General features: G+C 62.4%; 12 protein-coding genes and 1 pseudogene. 8 read left to right on the top strand and 5 right to left on the bottom strand.

Annotated elements, in window-relative coordinates; translation table 11 throughout:
* Nucleotides 1-14 precede the first annotated feature (14 nt).
* Nucleotides 15-1,055, bottom strand: a complete 1,041-nt coding sequence (locus tag ACMGE0_RS17470; RefSeq protein WP_436817141.1) for an ABC transporter substrate-binding protein — start codon at nt 1,053-1,055, stop codon at nt 15-17.
* 210 nt (nt 1,056-1,265) lie between these two features.
* On the opposite strand from ACMGE0_RS17470, the gene ACMGE0_RS17465 reads away from it, so the two are divergent.
* Entirely contained in the window at nt 1,266-3,143 is a 1,878-nt protein-coding gene (locus tag ACMGE0_RS17465; protein ID WP_436817140.1) for an adenine deaminase, read from the top strand.
* A 117-nt stretch (nt 3,144-3,260) separates the two neighbouring features.
* Nucleotides 3,261-4,364, top strand: a complete 1,104-nt coding sequence (locus ACMGE0_RS17460) for an NADH:flavin oxidoreductase/NADH oxidase (RefSeq protein WP_436817139.1) — start codon at nt 3,261-3,263, stop codon at nt 4,362-4,364.
* Between the two features lie 721 nt (nt 4,365-5,085).
* Here the strand turns inward: ACMGE0_RS17460 and ACMGE0_RS17455 are convergent.
* The 4 genes and pseudogenes from ACMGE0_RS17455 to ACMGE0_RS17440 all read right to left on the bottom strand — a co-directional run.
* A pseudogene (locus ACMGE0_RS17455) lies at nt 5,086-5,670 on the bottom strand (iron chelate uptake ABC transporter family permease subunit); the annotation flags it as partial.
* 33 nt (nt 5,671-5,703) lie between these two features.
* The gene (locus tag ACMGE0_RS17450) at nt 5,704-6,795 is read right to left on the bottom strand and encodes an ABC transporter substrate-binding protein (RefSeq protein WP_436817138.1); all 1,092 of its coding nucleotides are present in this window, start codon (nt 6,793-6,795) and stop codon (nt 5,704-5,706) included.
* Nucleotides 6,796-6,893: 98 nt separating this feature from the next.
* A complete protein-coding gene (locus ACMGE0_RS17445) occupies nt 6,894-7,850 on the bottom strand; it encodes a nucleoside hydrolase (protein WP_436817137.1) in 957 nt (318 codons plus the stop codon).
* Nucleotides 7,847-8,803 carry a MurR/RpiR family transcriptional regulator gene (locus ACMGE0_RS17440; RefSeq protein WP_436817136.1) on the bottom strand — a complete coding sequence of 319 codons (957 nt, stop codon included), beginning with the start codon at nt 8,801-8,803 and terminating at the stop codon, nt 7,847-7,849. Before ACMGE0_RS17440 ends, ACMGE0_RS17445 begins: the two co-directional genes overlap by 4 nt.
* 127 nt (nt 8,804-8,930) lie before the next feature.
* Between ACMGE0_RS17440 and ACMGE0_RS17435 the strand changes: the two genes are divergently transcribed.
* From ACMGE0_RS17435 to ACMGE0_RS17410, 6 genes are read left to right on the top strand one after another with little or no spacing between them, the layout of a single operon-like run.
* On the top strand, nt 8,931-9,959 hold the full coding sequence (locus ACMGE0_RS17435) for an ABC transporter substrate-binding protein (RefSeq protein ID WP_436817135.1): 1,029 nt from the start codon (nt 8,931-8,933) through the stop codon (nt 9,957-9,959).
* A 16-nt stretch (nt 9,960-9,975) separates the two neighbouring features.
* A complete protein-coding gene (locus tag ACMGE0_RS17430; protein ID WP_436817134.1) occupies nt 9,976-10,992 on the top strand; it encodes an ABC transporter substrate-binding protein in 1,017 nt (338 codons plus the stop codon).
* Nucleotides 10,993-10,999: 7 nt separating this feature from the next.
* Nucleotides 11,000-12,391, top strand: coding sequence for an amidohydrolase family protein (locus ACMGE0_RS17425; RefSeq protein ID WP_436817133.1), 1,392 nt, complete (start codon nt 11,000-11,002; stop codon nt 12,389-12,391).
* Entirely contained in the window at nt 12,388-13,167 is a 780-nt protein-coding gene (locus tag ACMGE0_RS17420) for an ABC transporter ATP-binding protein (protein WP_436817132.1), read from the top strand. Before ACMGE0_RS17425 ends, ACMGE0_RS17420 begins: the two co-directional genes overlap by 4 nt.
* Nucleotides 13,164-13,925: an ABC transporter permease gene (locus tag ACMGE0_RS17415; protein WP_436817131.1), complete on the top strand. Its 762-nt coding sequence runs from the start codon at nt 13,164-13,166 to the stop codon at nt 13,923-13,925. The genes ACMGE0_RS17420 and ACMGE0_RS17415 overlap by 4 nt, the downstream gene beginning before the upstream one ends.
* The gene (locus ACMGE0_RS17410) at nt 13,925-14,674 is read left to right on the top strand and encodes an ABC transporter permease (protein WP_436817130.1); all 750 of its coding nucleotides are present in this window, start codon (nt 13,925-13,927) and stop codon (nt 14,672-14,674) included. Before ACMGE0_RS17415 ends, ACMGE0_RS17410 begins: the two co-directional genes overlap by 1 nt.
* The last annotated feature ends 3 nt before the right edge of the window (nt 14,675-14,677 follow it).

The raw sequence follows: 14,677 nt of genomic DNA, 5'->3' as shown, positions 1-14,677 counted from the left end.
AGCAGATATTCGGACTACTGGCCGAAAACCTCATTCCAGCGATCGATCCAGTCCGTCTTGGCTTCGTTCATCTTCGCATAGTCGATGCGGCTCAAGCTTCCAACCTGTTCGGCGCCGTAGGTCCAGATCTTCGCCTGTTCGGGCGTCAGCTCGACCTTCGTGTTGATCGGTGCATCGACGCCCTGTTCGGCTTCCTTCTGCTGGACGTCCTTCGACAGGATGAAGTCGATGAACTTGTAGGCGAGATCGACATTTTCCGAACCTTTCGGGATGTTGACCGTGTTGAGGGTCGCGATGTCGCCGTCCGAGAGCTTCGCCCAGGTCATCGTCTTGGCGGCGGCTTGCATGGAGGCAAGCGTAAAGTCCTGCGCCAGCGCGACGCGCACTTCGCCAGTCGAGATCAGGTTCACCAGTTCCGAGCCGGTGTTGTAGTTCTTCACGACGTTCGGCTTCAGAGCTTCCACCGCTTCGAAAGCCTTGTCGGCGTCGTCATAGGCGTCGACGCCCGCATGCTTGCCGGCCTGCATCACGACCATCGGACCGGCCGTCGTGGTAATGCCCGGCAGGGAAACCGAGCTCTTGAGGTCTTCACGCCAGAGGTCGTTCCAGGAGGTGATCGGCGGGTTGACCTTGGCCGAGTCGTAGACCAGGCCGACGCGGCCGATCGTGTAGGCCGGCCCGTATTTGCCCTGCGGCGCGCGGCCGAGTTCGTAGATCTCCGACAGGTTCGGGATCTTCGCCGGGTCGATCTCCTGGAAGAGGCCCTGTTCGATGCCGAGCTGGGAGAAGCTGTCGGAAAGGTAGATGACGTCGACGCCCTTGCCGTCGCGCAGCTTCAATTTGTTCAGGCGGTCGGCATTGTTGCCGGTCTCGAAGACGATCTCGCAGCCGCAGATCTTCTTGAACGGCTCGATGATATTGGCGTTCATCTTCTCGCCGTTATACCCCCACCAGGAAATGGTGAAGGTCTTCGATTGCGCAGCTGCCGTCGCCGCGCCGCCAAGGGTGGCGAGCAGTGCGAGGGTTGCCAGTTGGGTGAGACGCATGGCCTTCATGAGGCATTATCCTTTTTCAAAAGCGGCGTTGACGCTCCCCTGGGCGCGCCCCCGGGAATTGAGGGGATACTATTTTTTGAACGGTTCGCCCGCAAGCCCAACAATTAGGCATTGACCGATTTTAAGAGTCGGGTTCCATCGCTTTACACGCCGATCCGTCGTCTCTAGGTTCCGGCGAACTTTCGGTTCTTCTTCTTAAAGGCAACAGCCATGGTGAGCGCGCCCGACACTCTTCCCGACGACCTGCTGATCAACGCCGCCGACGAGGTGCGCATCCGGCAGGATCTCGTGCTGACGGCACTCGGCAAGCGCCCCGCCGATCGGCTGCTCCGCGTGGGCAGGCTGCTCGACGTCCATAGCCGCACCTGGCTCGATGACCAGGATATCGTCATCAAGGGCCGCCGCATTGCCTATGTCGGGCCGGCCGGCAGCTACACGGGCGAGGTCGCCGAGCGGGTGCATGAACCGGACCTCCTTGCGGTGCCGGGTTTTGGCGAGGCACACAAGCATATCGAAAGCTCGCATCTGACGCCGGAATGGGAAGCGGCTCTTGTAATGCCGCATGGCGTAACCTGGATCTGCGAGGCGAGCCACGAATTCTCCAACGTTAACGGCGCTCGGAACCTGGAATTCTGGCTGACTGCCCGCCGCCGCGGCTCGCCGATGAAGATCTTTCCGCTGCCGGGTTCGGCCGTGCCGCCGACGGCCTATGAATGGGGCGGCGGCTATTTCGGCTACGACGAGCAGAAGCGGTTCCTCGGCGAAAGCCTGATGGTCGCCGGCCTCGACGAAGTGATGGACTGGCCGTCGATCTCCGATCCCGCAAACCCCTCCTACGACCGGCTCTGGGGCATGATCGGCGCCACGTTCGAGCAGCGTGGGGTGGTGGAAGGCCATGGCGCGGGCTTGCGTGACCTGCCGTCGATCAACGCGTTTGCCGCCGCGGGCCTCGCCTCCGACCACGAAGGCTGGTTCATCGACGAAATCTGGCAGAAGCTGCAGCACGGGCTGTTCATCGAGCTTCGGCCGCATTCCCTGCCCGAGGTCGTCCGCGGCCTCATCGACAAGAAGCTCGCCGACTGGTCGCAGGTCGCCTTCGTCACCGACGACCGCAGTGCTTCCGATACGCTGAAGATGGGGGCGACGGACTATAATGTCCGGCTTGCGATCGAGAACGGACTGCAGCCGGAGATCGCCATCCAATGCGTGACGCTCAATCCGGCGCGGCACATGCGGCTGACGCCCTGGGTGGGCTCGATCGCGCCTGGACGGTTCGCGGATATCGTGCTGCTGGATGACATGCAGAAACTGTCGATAGCCAAGGTCTGGGCCGATGGCCGGCAGGTCTCGGAAGGCAAACGCTTCACCGGAGCACTGCCGAAGATCGACTGGCCGGATTGGGCGACGAAGACGGTGACGATCGATCGCAAGGTCACTGCCGCCGATTTCCGCATCGAGGCCCCGGCGGGCCGCGCCACGGCCAATGCCGCCTTGCTTCGCCCTTTCCATTGGTCGGACGACTTCATCACCATGGAACTGCCGGTCAGGGATGGCGCGGTGCAGCGCGACCACGACCGCAACGTCACGAAGTTTGCGATCGTCGACCGGTTTTCCGGAGAGGCGAAGGTGTCGAAAATGTTCTGGCTCGGCACCGGACCGCGCACGCCCGATACGGCGCTCGGCTCGACGCTCGGCCATGACAAGCACAATATCTGGGTCGTCGGCTCGTCGGACGATGCCATGGCCATGGTCGCCAACGAGCTCAAGGCGCAGCAGGGCGGCTGGGTCCTGGTTTCCGGCGGAAAGGTGCTCGCGCGTGTCCATTATGAAGTGGGCGGGCTGATGACGGCGCGTGTGGCCGAAGAGCTCGATGCGGAGATGCAGGCGCTTTACAAGGCCGGAGAGACGATCGACTGGATGTACGAGCCGACCTTTTCGCCGCGCTGGTGGCCGGGCTTTCCGGAACGCCTATCGTTTGCGACGCTCACCTGCTCGCCCTGGCGCTGGGTGCTGGTCGCGCCGTCCGAGCGGGCACCGGAAGGTTTCGTCAACGTGCTGACTGGCAAGACGCATCCGGTGGTCTGGTAATGGCCGTTCTCCCGAGCGTGACTTGAAGCGCCGGGCGCGATTTGCCAAAAAGCGAGAACCGGTCCCGGCGCCAACCCATCCTCCCATCTGACGCCACCGATCGCAAAGGAATCCGACATGGCCCAGCCCGTACTTTTCACGCCCTTTCGCGTCCGCAATCTCGAACTCGAAAACCGCATCGTCATCGCGCCCATGTGCCAGTATTCGGCCGAAGACGGCTGCATGACCGACTGGCATCTCATCCATCTCGGCCAGCTCGCCCTTTCCGGCGCGGCGTTGTTGACGATCGAGGCGACGGGCGTCACACCGGATGGCCGCATCACCTATGCCGATGTCGGGCTTTATGATGACGCCACCGAAAAGGCGATGGCCCGGGTGATCGAAGGCATCCGCAAGTGGTCGGACATGCCGATCTCGATCCAGCTCGCCCATGCCGGCCGCAAGGCCTCGACCGACAAGCCCTGGTTCGGCGGCGGGCAGATCGCGCCCGACCATCCCAACGGCTGGCAGACCGTGGCGCCCTCGGCGATCCCGTTCAACCCGAAATACGTCGCACCGGCCGCGCTCGACAAGGAGGGCCTGAAGCGCATCCGCGATGCCTTTGCGGCATCTGCCGTGCGGGCTGCGCGGATCGGCCTCGACGCGATCCAGATCCATGCGGCGCACGGTTATCTTCTGCACGAATTCCTGTCGCCGCTCTCCAACCAGCGCACCGACGGATATGGCGGCTCGCTGGAAAATCGTGCACGCTTCCCGCTGGAGGTCTTCGAAGCGGTGCGCCAGGCTTTCCCGTCCGACAAAGCGGTAACGGTGCGCGTCTCGGCGACCGATTGGATGGAAAACGGCCTGAATATCGAAGAGACCGTGGCGTTTGCAAAAATGCTGGAGGAGAAGGGATGCGACGCGATCCACGTGTCAAGCGGGGGGCTGCATATCGAACAGAAGATCCCGCTCGGCCCCAGCTATCAGGTGCCGCTCGCCCGCGCCGTCAAGGCCGCGGTGAAGATGCCAGTCGTGGCGGTCGGCCTGATTACCGAGCCGACCCAGGCGGAAGCGATCGTCGCAACGGGTGACGCGGATATCATCGCGCTCGCTCGGACTGTTCTCTATGACCCGCGCTGGCCCTGGCATGCCGCGGCGGAGCTCGGCGCTCAGGTAAAGCCAGCACCGCAATATCTCCGCTGCCAGCCAACAAAGTTCAGGACCCTGTTCAAGTCCTAAGAGGTCCTCGGGCCTCCTCATAGACCTCGCCGGCCGGAGCCAAGAGCAGCCGGTCGGCCATTTCCTGCTTCAGGTAGGTAAGGCGCTCTTCCTCTTGCCGGCTGCGGTCCTGCTTTTGTCCGAGGCGGATGAACTCTTCCCGCACATGCCCGTCCTTGAGCTGCAAGGTGACCGTCTTGCCGCGATAGGTGAGCTCGAAAACATAGCGCTGCAGAATGTCGCCACGTTCCGGCTTTTCAAGCGTCGGATCGACCGTATAGCGGCCTTCGGTGAGACCGCGCGTCACCATTTCGAACGCGTCGCGGCCGCCGGGGCCTCGGAAGGCGGTCCGGACGACGATCTCCCGACGTTCCGGCGGGCTGTCGGGGCTCAAGAGCGGCATGGCTCGCTGCATCACTTTGAAAGCATGCGCCACGCCGCCCGGAAAGCCGAAACCGTGGAAATGCATGAGGTCGGCATAGGTGTAGGAAAGCGGCTTGCCGCCTTCCAGAATGTCGATCGTGTCGGTCATTTTGCTTTTGCTCCGTCCAGCTCCTCGCGCATCCATGGCAGGAAGCCATCCAGGAAACGCGTCGTCGCCGGCATGAAATGCGATCCGTGATGGAAGCATGGATCGAGGCTGGTGATGATCATGCGGCCGGGCGTCGTCACCTCGTAATACACCGCCTATGATGAGGCCGGGTGCCGCGATCAACGTGCGCTCCCAGGTGGCGGTGGCGAACGAGCCCATCAGCCAATAGACGATCGCAGGCAGCGAGGTGTTCGGGTCGGCCACGAACTGTAAGAGCGAGACGACTGCCGAAAACATCGAACTGACCACCAGTCCGCAGAGGATGACGGTGACGGTCTCGGTGCGGCCGTTGACGCGCGACAGCATGCCGACGAGGATGAGAGCGACGAGGCCCGAGACGAAGACCAGGCCGATCAGCGGCAGGCCCCAGATGCCGAGCATGATGCCGAGCGCGCCGCCGAAGGCCGCACCCTGCGAAATGCCGAGAATGTCCGGCGAGACGAGCGGGTTGCGGAAGACGCCCTGCAGGGCTGCGCCTGAGAGTGCCAGTCCCGCACCGGCAAGGGCGGCAAGCACGACGCGCGGCGCGCGGACGAGGAGCACGATGCGTTCGTCGATCGCACCGAGCTCGCGAGTGGGGTCGGTGATGCCGAGCCAGATCAGCTCCAACGCCCGTCCGGCCGGAACCGAGAAGCGGCCGACGCAGAGGCTGATCACGAAAGCAATCGCAAACAGCGCCAGCAATCCGGCGAAGACCAGCGTCTGCCGCGCAATCCGCGACCGGCGGACAGCCATCGCCGGCCCGTCCTCTGTCAGGGCCGCCATCGTCTACTTCGCCTTGAACTGGGCGTAATTGGCCGCGTCGCCCTGTTCCCTCACCCACAGGATGCCGTCGATATCCGCATCGGTGAGCTCGTAATTGTAGAGCATCTTGTAATAGGTCTTCATCTCGGACCGCAGGTCGTATTTGAAGACGTCCGGCTGGATGAGATTGGCCGACCACATCCAGGAAAGCGGCGATTCCTGGTTCGGCGGATCCCAGCGATAGCCGCCGAGCGGCATCTTGTAGACGCGCTTGTTCTTCGCTGCCTTGGTGAGCGACAGGATAGGGTCGTTATAGATCCAGCTGACGTCGAGCTTGGCCTCAAAGGCATTCAGGAAGATGACTTCCGGATCCCACTCGGCGATCTGTTCCTTGTTGATGGAAACCGTGCCGTTAAGCTCGGCCGAGGCATTCTTGCCGCCGGCGAGCTCGATATACCAAGCATTGTAATTCCCCTTGGTCCCGGAGGCGCTGATGTCGGATAGTGCGCGACCGACGTAAAGGACGCTCGGCCGCCTGTCTTGGGGGATGGCTTTCGTCTTCGCCTCGATGTCCTTCTGGACCTTGTCGCGCCATTCGACCAGTTCGACGATGCGTTCCGGCTTGCCGAGCGCCTTGGCGGTGATTGCCATATACTCGCGGGTCAGTTCTTCCGTGCCGTAGAGGATCAGCATGGCATTGAGGCCGGCATTGGTGATCGGCGCGACGATATCGTGGCCGCGACCGCCCCACTGGATGACGAGATCGGGATTGGTGGCGGTCAGCGCCTCGACGTTCGGCACGAAATTCGGCGCGGTCACGTCCGAGGGAATATCCTTCGCTTCCGGGAAGATCTTGCCGAGAATGCCCTCCAGCACGGCACTCTTGGCAGTCGGGTTCATGCCGACGAGCTTCTTGGTCGAGCCGTCCAGCGCGATGACGGTCGAGGCCATCGGGATGACGATCGAGACGATGCGCCCGGCCGCTTTCGCGAGGCGGACTTCACGGTTTTCCTGGTCCTTGAAAACGATCTCCTGCGCTCCGGCGCCGGGGGCCAACAGGCCGGAGAATGCTGCGGCGAGAAGGCCGCGAGAGGCAATGCGAATAAGCGGAACCATGATCCGTCCCCGATTGGTTGCTGCGTCGGGGGGCATTCCTAATCTTCCCGATTAATCTTGTCTATAATGCTCCACTTTAAATTTTTACGCCACAAACGTCAGGGACGAAATCCGCAAAGCGTGTCGACGAAGCCCGGGACAAAGCGATCGACATCGACGTCGATGCAGATATCGGCATTCGGCACGGTCGTACCGGTCCTGCGGCGGTCGGGGATGACCTGGCCCCGGGAGAGTTCGCCGGCGCATTCGACATCCACTTGCATCGGCTCGACTGTAACAAGGCTCGGGTCGAGAGCAGTCGCGACGGCAAGCGGGTCATGCAGCGCGCAGCCGGTAATGTCCGGGTATTGCTCTCGATAGGCCGCAAGGTAGAAACGGCTCGCGTCGGCGCATTTGCGTGACGCAAGGCCGCCCTCGCTTTCAATCCGGTCCATCATGGGTTCCGTGAAGAGCGTCTTCATCGTCACGTCCATGCCGACCATGGTGATCTTCGCTCCCGACTGCAGCACGATGCGGGCAGCCTCCGGATCGTTGAAGAAATTGGCATCGGCCACAGGGCTTGGGATACGTGGCACGCCCGGATGCCAGATCGTGCCGCCCATCAGCACGATACCTTTGAAGAGGGTGGCGATCTCCGGCGCCTTCATCAATGCCTGCGCCACGTTGGTCATCGGCCCGACCGGCACCAGCGTGATCTCGCCCGGATTGGCGCGCGCCATCTCGATCAGCAGATCCGGTCCCCAGATGTCGCGGGCGGCAACTCTTGGCTTCGGCAATGCGATGCCGCCGAAGCCGTTCGGACCGTGGATGCGGCTGGCGGTCTTGTTATAGGGCCGGGTGAGCGAGCGTTTGGCGCCCGCCGCCACCGGAATGTCGGACCGCCCGGCCGCTTCGAGCAGCCCGAGCGTGTTGGCCGTTGCCATGTCCACATTGATATTGCCGTAAACGGTCGTCACGGCCTCCAGCGCAATATCCGGATGGGCGAGTGCATAGACGATCGCAAGGGCATCGATGCCGGTATCCACATCGAGGATGATACGGCAGGGCTTGGTCATGGAACGTCCTTCCTGTCGGGTTTCGAAACCTTGCGTGTCGCCGCCTTCTCCTCCTCTTCGGGATAGGCGAACCAATAAAAACCCATGTCGGCAAAACGCTGAGCGGCATTGGCGGCTCCGGGTTTCTTGTTGGCGACGCCGGCAGCGAGCGCTTCGAGCACGGCAAGCACGGCGGCATCCGACGTCGAGGAGAAGCTGCGGCGGGCATGGGCGTAGACGACCACCTTCCCGAGCTTGGCGATCGGCGAGGTCTGGCTGTCCGTCACGACGAGCATTGGAATGTCGTGCTGGTGGGCAAAGCGCGTCATCGACACTGTGTCCCGCAAGTAACGCGGAAAGGCGATGGAAATCACAAGGTCTTCCGGACCAAGCCCGGAGAGATGGCGCGCAACCGAAAGCGAGCCGGCACCGCTTTCCACCGTGCGCGCGTCACAGCCGATCGCCTGCAGCCGGTGGGTCAGGACAAGCGCCAGGCCTGCGGCATTGTCGAAGCCGAGGACGAAGATACGCCTCGCATTGACGATCATGTCGACGGCTTGTTCCGCCCGCTCCGGATCGAGGTTGCCGAGAGAACCTTGAAGGTTGGCGATATCCTCCATCAGGGAGGCCGCGACCACGTCCGGTGTCGTCGATTCCTCCGAAAGCTTCCGTCGCAGGCGCTCCACCGGCTCGATTGCCGGAGCCATGCCGCGCAGCAGTTCGGCGCGGAATTCCGCATAGCCATCGAAACCGAGCTTGCGCGCGAAGCGGTTGGCGCTCGCAACCGACACGCCGGTGATGTCCACCGTATCGTTGATCGAAAGGCCAGCGACCTTCATCGGATATTTCAGGACATAGTCCGCGAAGGTGCGCAGCGCCTGCGACAGTTCCGGATAGATCGCCTCGAGACGTTCCGCGACCACCGAATTGGCGGGCAATCCGGCCCGCAGGGAGGGTAGGTCATCGGAGGTCACGGTGGCGTCCATTTCGCTCTTGTAAATATTTTTTCATTTGATATCGTCTTCTGTAATAGTCGGTTACAAGACTTGCAGCAACATCCATAGCACGAAATTTTTCGGTCAAAAAAACAGGGGATCGGCCATGAAATTCGCGTCCAACGTCGTGCCGCGGCGTGCCTTCATACAGATGGGGGCGGGGGCTGCCGCCTTTGCAGGGTTTTCGAGATTTTCCTTCGCCGCCGGGCCGGCCAGGGTCACGACGGCGAACGGCTGGGTATCCAACGTTCAATATTCGGGCTTCTTCCTCGGCATCGAACGAGGCTATTTCGAAGAATTCGGGGTGAAGGCGGAATTCCTGCCTGGCGGACCCAATACCCCGGATACGCTGGTGTCGCTTTCGGCCGGCCAGGCCGAGATCGCCACGGCAAACTGGCTGCCCTTCATCGATGCCGTTCAGAAGGGCAATGACTTCGTGCTGATCGGCGCGCAATGGGCAAAGAGCCCCGCCGCCGTCATGTCGATGGCGAAGAAGCCGCTGCTGAAGCCGAAGGACATTCTCGGCATGAAGATCCTCATCCAGAAGCCGTCGGATGCCCAGATCATCGACGCGATCCTGGATGGCGCCGGCCTGCCGCATGACTACACGACTGCGCCGACCGGGTTTTCGCCGGAGCCGCTCATTGCCGGCGACGGCGACGCCTACCTCGCATTTGCAACCAACCAGCCGATCACGCTGGAGAAAATGGGACTTGTGGCAGGCAAGGATTTTCACGTGACCCTGCTCGACGACCTGGGTTACCACGTGACCCAGGGCCTTTATCTCACGACCCGCAAATATCTGACGGAAAACCGTGCGGCAGTGGTCGGTTACATGGCCGGCATGATCAAGGGCTGGAAGGCAGCGGTCGCGGAGCCGGAGGCGGCGCTCGACGTCGTGCTGAACAACTATGGCGCCGATCTCGGGCTCGACGCGGCCCAGCAGAAGCGCCAGAACGAGCTGCAGATGCCGCTGGTGGCGCCTGCGCCGGACACCAGGCTCTTCGCCCTGACGCCTTCGGTCTTTACCGGCCCCATGACCGTGGTCGCAAAGGCGGCCGGTCGCACCGTTCCCGACTTCGAAAAGATCGCCGACACGACCGTTGTCGACGACGCGCTTGCGAAACTGGCCTGAAGCGAAGGGATCGAAGATGAAAAAACTGCTTTATTGCGCGGCGATGCTGGTCGCCGCAGCCGGCACGGTTTTGGCCGATGAACTGCCCAAGGTACGTGTCCAGCTCGGCTGGATTGGCAACGTCCAATACGGCGAACAGTACATCGCGCTGGAGGACGGGCTCTTCAAGAAACACGGAATCGACGTCACGATCAGTCCCGGCGGGCCGAATGCGCCGAGCGCGCTGACCTCCGTGGCGGCAGGCGACGCGGATATCGGCTTCACGGGCTGGTTGCCCTTCCTGGATGCCGTCGCCAAGGGTAACGACTATGTGCTGATCGCGGCGCAGATGCAGGTTTCGCCACTCGGCATCATCTCGCTGAAGGACAAGCCGATCCTGAAGCCGCAGGATCTCGTAGGCTCGAAAATCCTGGCGCAAGGGCCGAACGAAAAGACGGCCATCGAAGCGACGCTCTCGCTCGCCGGCCTGCCGAGGGATCAGTGGACACAGGTCCCTGCGGGCTTTTCGCCGGAACCGCTCATCTCCAAGGCCGGCGACGGTTATACCGGCTTTGCGACCAACCAGGTCATAACATTGGAGCAGATGGGTCTCGTCAAAGACAAGGACTTCCATTTCCGGAGCTTCGACGACCTCGGGTTCAAAGGCTACGCCGGCATCGCCTTCACCAGCCGCAAATATCTCGACGAGCACCGCGACCGGGTGGTCGCCTATATCGAGGCGATCATCGAGGCTTGGCAGAGGAACGAGAAGGATTTCTCCTATGCCCCGAAACTGATCGTCGAGAAATATGGCGCGGACTATGGCTTGGATATCCGGCAGCAGACCCGCCAGAACGAGGTTCAGGCGCCCTATTACCGGCCGGGCGGCGATCCCGACTTTCCGATCTACTCGATCAATCTCGAGCACATTGCCGGACCGATGATGGACGCCGCCCGTGCTTCCGGACGGACCAATCTGCCGGACGCGTCGAAAATCGCGGCTCCCGATCTGGTGCTGGAAGCGCTCGCCAATCTCAAGAAGACTGCAAACTGAGGCATTGATGACGACTGCAACACCCGAACGCGCCGACATTCTGATCCGGCGTGCCTATGTCGTGACGCTGGATGCGGAGAACCGTGTTTTCTCGGACGGCGCGATCGCGATTTCCGGCAACCGGATCACCTGGATCGGCTCCGGCACCGAGGTGGCGAAGATCGTCGCCTCGGAGGTTATCGACGCCTCCGGGCAGATCGTGCTTCCGGGAATGATCGACGCGCATTTCCACACCGGCCAGCAGCTCCTTCGTGGGAAACTCCAGGCGATCGGCCGCAAGCGGCCGCTGAAACTGCCGGTCTGGAAGAACTATCTCATCCCATGGGAAAGCTGCCTCGAACCGGAGGACGTGCATCTCTCAGGCCTCGTCGCCTATTCGAACATGATCCAGGTCGGCACGACCTGCTTTGCGGAAGCGGGTGGACCGCATCCGGATGAAATGGGCAAGGCGGCGCTCGAAGTCGGTATCCGCGGCTTCATCTCGCAGTCGACCGTCGACCAGTCGGAAAACATCGGCGCGACCGTGCCGCCGAACATGCTCTTCACCCATGACGAAGCGTTGGAGAAGAACGTCTCCTTGGTGAACCGCTGGAAGGATGGCGATCGGGTGAAGGCCTGGATGTCGCTGCGGCAGGTGATCGTCTGCTCGCCGGCGCTGATCCGCGATATTGCCGCCGAAGCCAAGGCTGCGGACGTCAAGATCCACACCCATCTTTGCGAAGGCAGCTACGAGATCGACTACACGGCTGAGAAATTCGGTCTGCGTCCGACCGAGTGGCTGGACAGCATCGGCGTGCTCTCGCATCGCTTGCATTGCGCCCACTCGGTGCTTCTGTCGGATCGGGAGGTTGACCTCTATCAGAAGCACCGACTGTCTGCCTGTCATTGTGCCTTCGGCAACTATTCGATCGGCCATCATCGATTGATCGAGATGTGGCGGCGCGGCATCGATATCGGGCTCGGCACCGATGGTCCGGGCGGCGGCGGCACGCTCGACATCTTCCAGGTGGCGCGGGTCGCGCGGGTCGCGCAGCAGGCGATCCACTCCTCGACGCTCCACTGGCGAGATCCGATCTCATCGGAGGAATTGCTCAGGGTCGCCACCCAGGGCGGGGCACGGGCGCTCGGCATCTTCGATCAGGTCGGTACGCTGGAAGTCGGCAAGAAGGCTGATATCCTGCTCTGCAATGTCGACAGCATGGACCACCAGCCGATGCAGGACCCGCTTTTCGTCGCCGCCTCCGTCGTCGTCGGACGCGACGTGGATACGGTTCTGGTCGACGGTCAGGTGGTCATGCGCAAGCGCGAATTGCTCGGCGTCGATGCAGAGCGCATCGAAGCGCGGCTCAAGGAGCGCATGCCGGTGATTTCCGAACGTTTCGAAAGGCTGATCGCATGAGCGGCGGAACCTCGATCCTGCTCGATCACGTCGGCAAGGATTTCGAAATGGATGACGGCCGCAAGGTCGTCGCCGTGGAGGATGTGCGGCTGGAGATCGGCGCTGGCGAATTCGTGGCGCTCATCGGCCCGTCCGGTTGCGGCAAGAGCACGCTGCTTCGCATGCTCGCAGCCCTGGAACAACCGAGCCGCGGTCGCGTGACGGTCGACGGTAAGGCGCCGGAGGAGCTGTCGCGCAACCATCGTCTTGGCGTCGCCTTTCAGGATCACGCGCTGCTGCCCTGGCTCTCCGTCGAGGCCAATGTCGAGTTACCGTTTCGCATAGCCAGTCGGGCGGTCGATCATGCGCGCATTGCCGAGCTCATCGCGCTCGTCGGCCTCAAGGGCTTTGAGAAAGCCCGGCCGAGCCAGCTTTCCGGCGGCATGCGCCAGCGCGTCTCGATCGCCCGCGCGCTCGTTCTGCGGCCGGATGTGCTGCTGCTCGACGAGCCCTTCGGTGCACTGGATGCCGTGACCCGACGGCAGATGAACCTCGAACTGCAGCGCATCTGGCAGGAGCAGCATATTTCGACGCTGCTCGTCACCCATTCGGTCGACGAAGCGCTCTTCCTCTCCGATCGCGTCCTGGTCATGTCCGGCCGGCCCGGCAGCATTCTGAAAGAGGTATCCGTGCCGTTCGGGCGGCCGCGTGATCCGGAGGTCATGCGCAGCGCCGAATTCCACCAGCTGGAAGATGAACTTACCGAAGCGCTGGAGCAGCCGGGAGTGGCCGCGTGATCCGCATCTCCAAACGCCGCGGTCAGGATCTCGCCTATGGTGCGATCGGTATAATCGCCTTTCTGGGGCTCTGGGAATATATCGGCGTCAACCAGCTCGCAGGCCTGACCTGGCCACCGCTGACGGCTGTGCTTGCCTTTCTTTTTGATCCCTCGCGACAGACACTTTTCGTCCGTGCGACGAGCGCCAGCTTTGCGATGGTTGGCGCAGGCTATGTCGCAGGCGGCATGCTCGGCATCGTTCTGGCGGCGGTCGCCCATCTGGTATCGCCGCTGAAAGAGGGGCTTGGCCGGCTTTCCTCCGTCATTCATTCCATTCCGTCGATCGCGCTGGCACCGCTGTTCATCGTGCTTCTGAGCAAGGAATGGTCGGGCATGGCGATCGCTACGCTGAACGTCTATTTCATCCTCTTCATCGCCACCCAGTCCGGGCTTGCCGCGGCGACGCGCGCGCACCATGACGTCTTTACGGTGCTCGGATCGAGCCGCTTCACCCGGCTGATCCGGCTGGAGGCGCCGGCCGCGCTGCCGGCCATGGTCTCGGGGCTGAAATATGCCGTACCGGCTGCCTTCATCGGGGCGATCATCGGCGAATGGTTCGGCGCGACGCGCGGCCTTGGATTGCTGATGGTCTCCGCCATGCAGAATTTCCAGATCCCGCTTCTATGGAGCGCGGTGCTGATCACTTCTGCCGGTTCGCTCATTTCCTTCGGTTTGATGTCGCTCGTCGAGCGCTTCGTTTATGCGAGGTACCGCTGATGCTCGGCGTCCTGAAGACCGCAGTCAACCGCTATTGGGGTGTGCTGCTGATCCTTATACTCTGGCAGACATGGGTGACGCTGGGCGAACTCAACGCCATCGTCATGCCGCAGCCTTTCGATGTGGTGGTCGATCTCGTCGGCAACCCGGGCATCTATCTGAAGAACGGTGTGCAGACGCTGGCGCTGGCGGCAGGCGGGCTGTTGCTCGGCATGGCTTTTGGCAGCCTGATCGCGATCGCCTGCTGGTTCTCGCGGCTCGCGACCGGAATGCTTGTACCGCTCGCGATGATCTTCTCCTCCGTCCCTGTCGTGGCGCTGATCCCGGTCGTGGCACGGTTGCTTGGTTACGACATCAAGACGGTCATGGCGATCGTGGTGATCGTGTCCTTCTTTCCGGCCTTCGTTTTCACCTCGGCCGGAATGCGGGCGTTGCCGCCGGGTTCGGAAGACCTCTTTCAGGTGCTCGGCGCATCGCGGAAATCGCGCTTCCGGCACCTTGTCCTGCCGGCCGCGGTGCCGAACTGGATGATCGCGCTGAGGCTTGCGGCTCCCTCGGCCGTTCTTTCGGCGATGCTGGCAGAATTCCTGATGGGCCAGAGCGGATTGGGCTATATGTTCCGGGCCGCAGCCGGCGATTTCGCGACAGAGCGGGCTTTCGGGACCTCCGTCATCGCGACCGCCGTCTCGGTCATCACCTTTACCCTCTCGCAGCGCGCCGAGCGGGCGGTCAACGAACGCTGGCGTTAAGGA

This window comes from Neorhizobium descurainiae, assembly GCF_051400715.1.
GTDB lineage: Bacteria > Pseudomonadota > Alphaproteobacteria > Rhizobiales > Rhizobiaceae > Neorhizobium.
Note: the sequence above shows the minus strand (reverse complement) of the source record. Positions and strands in the feature narration are given on the sequence as shown.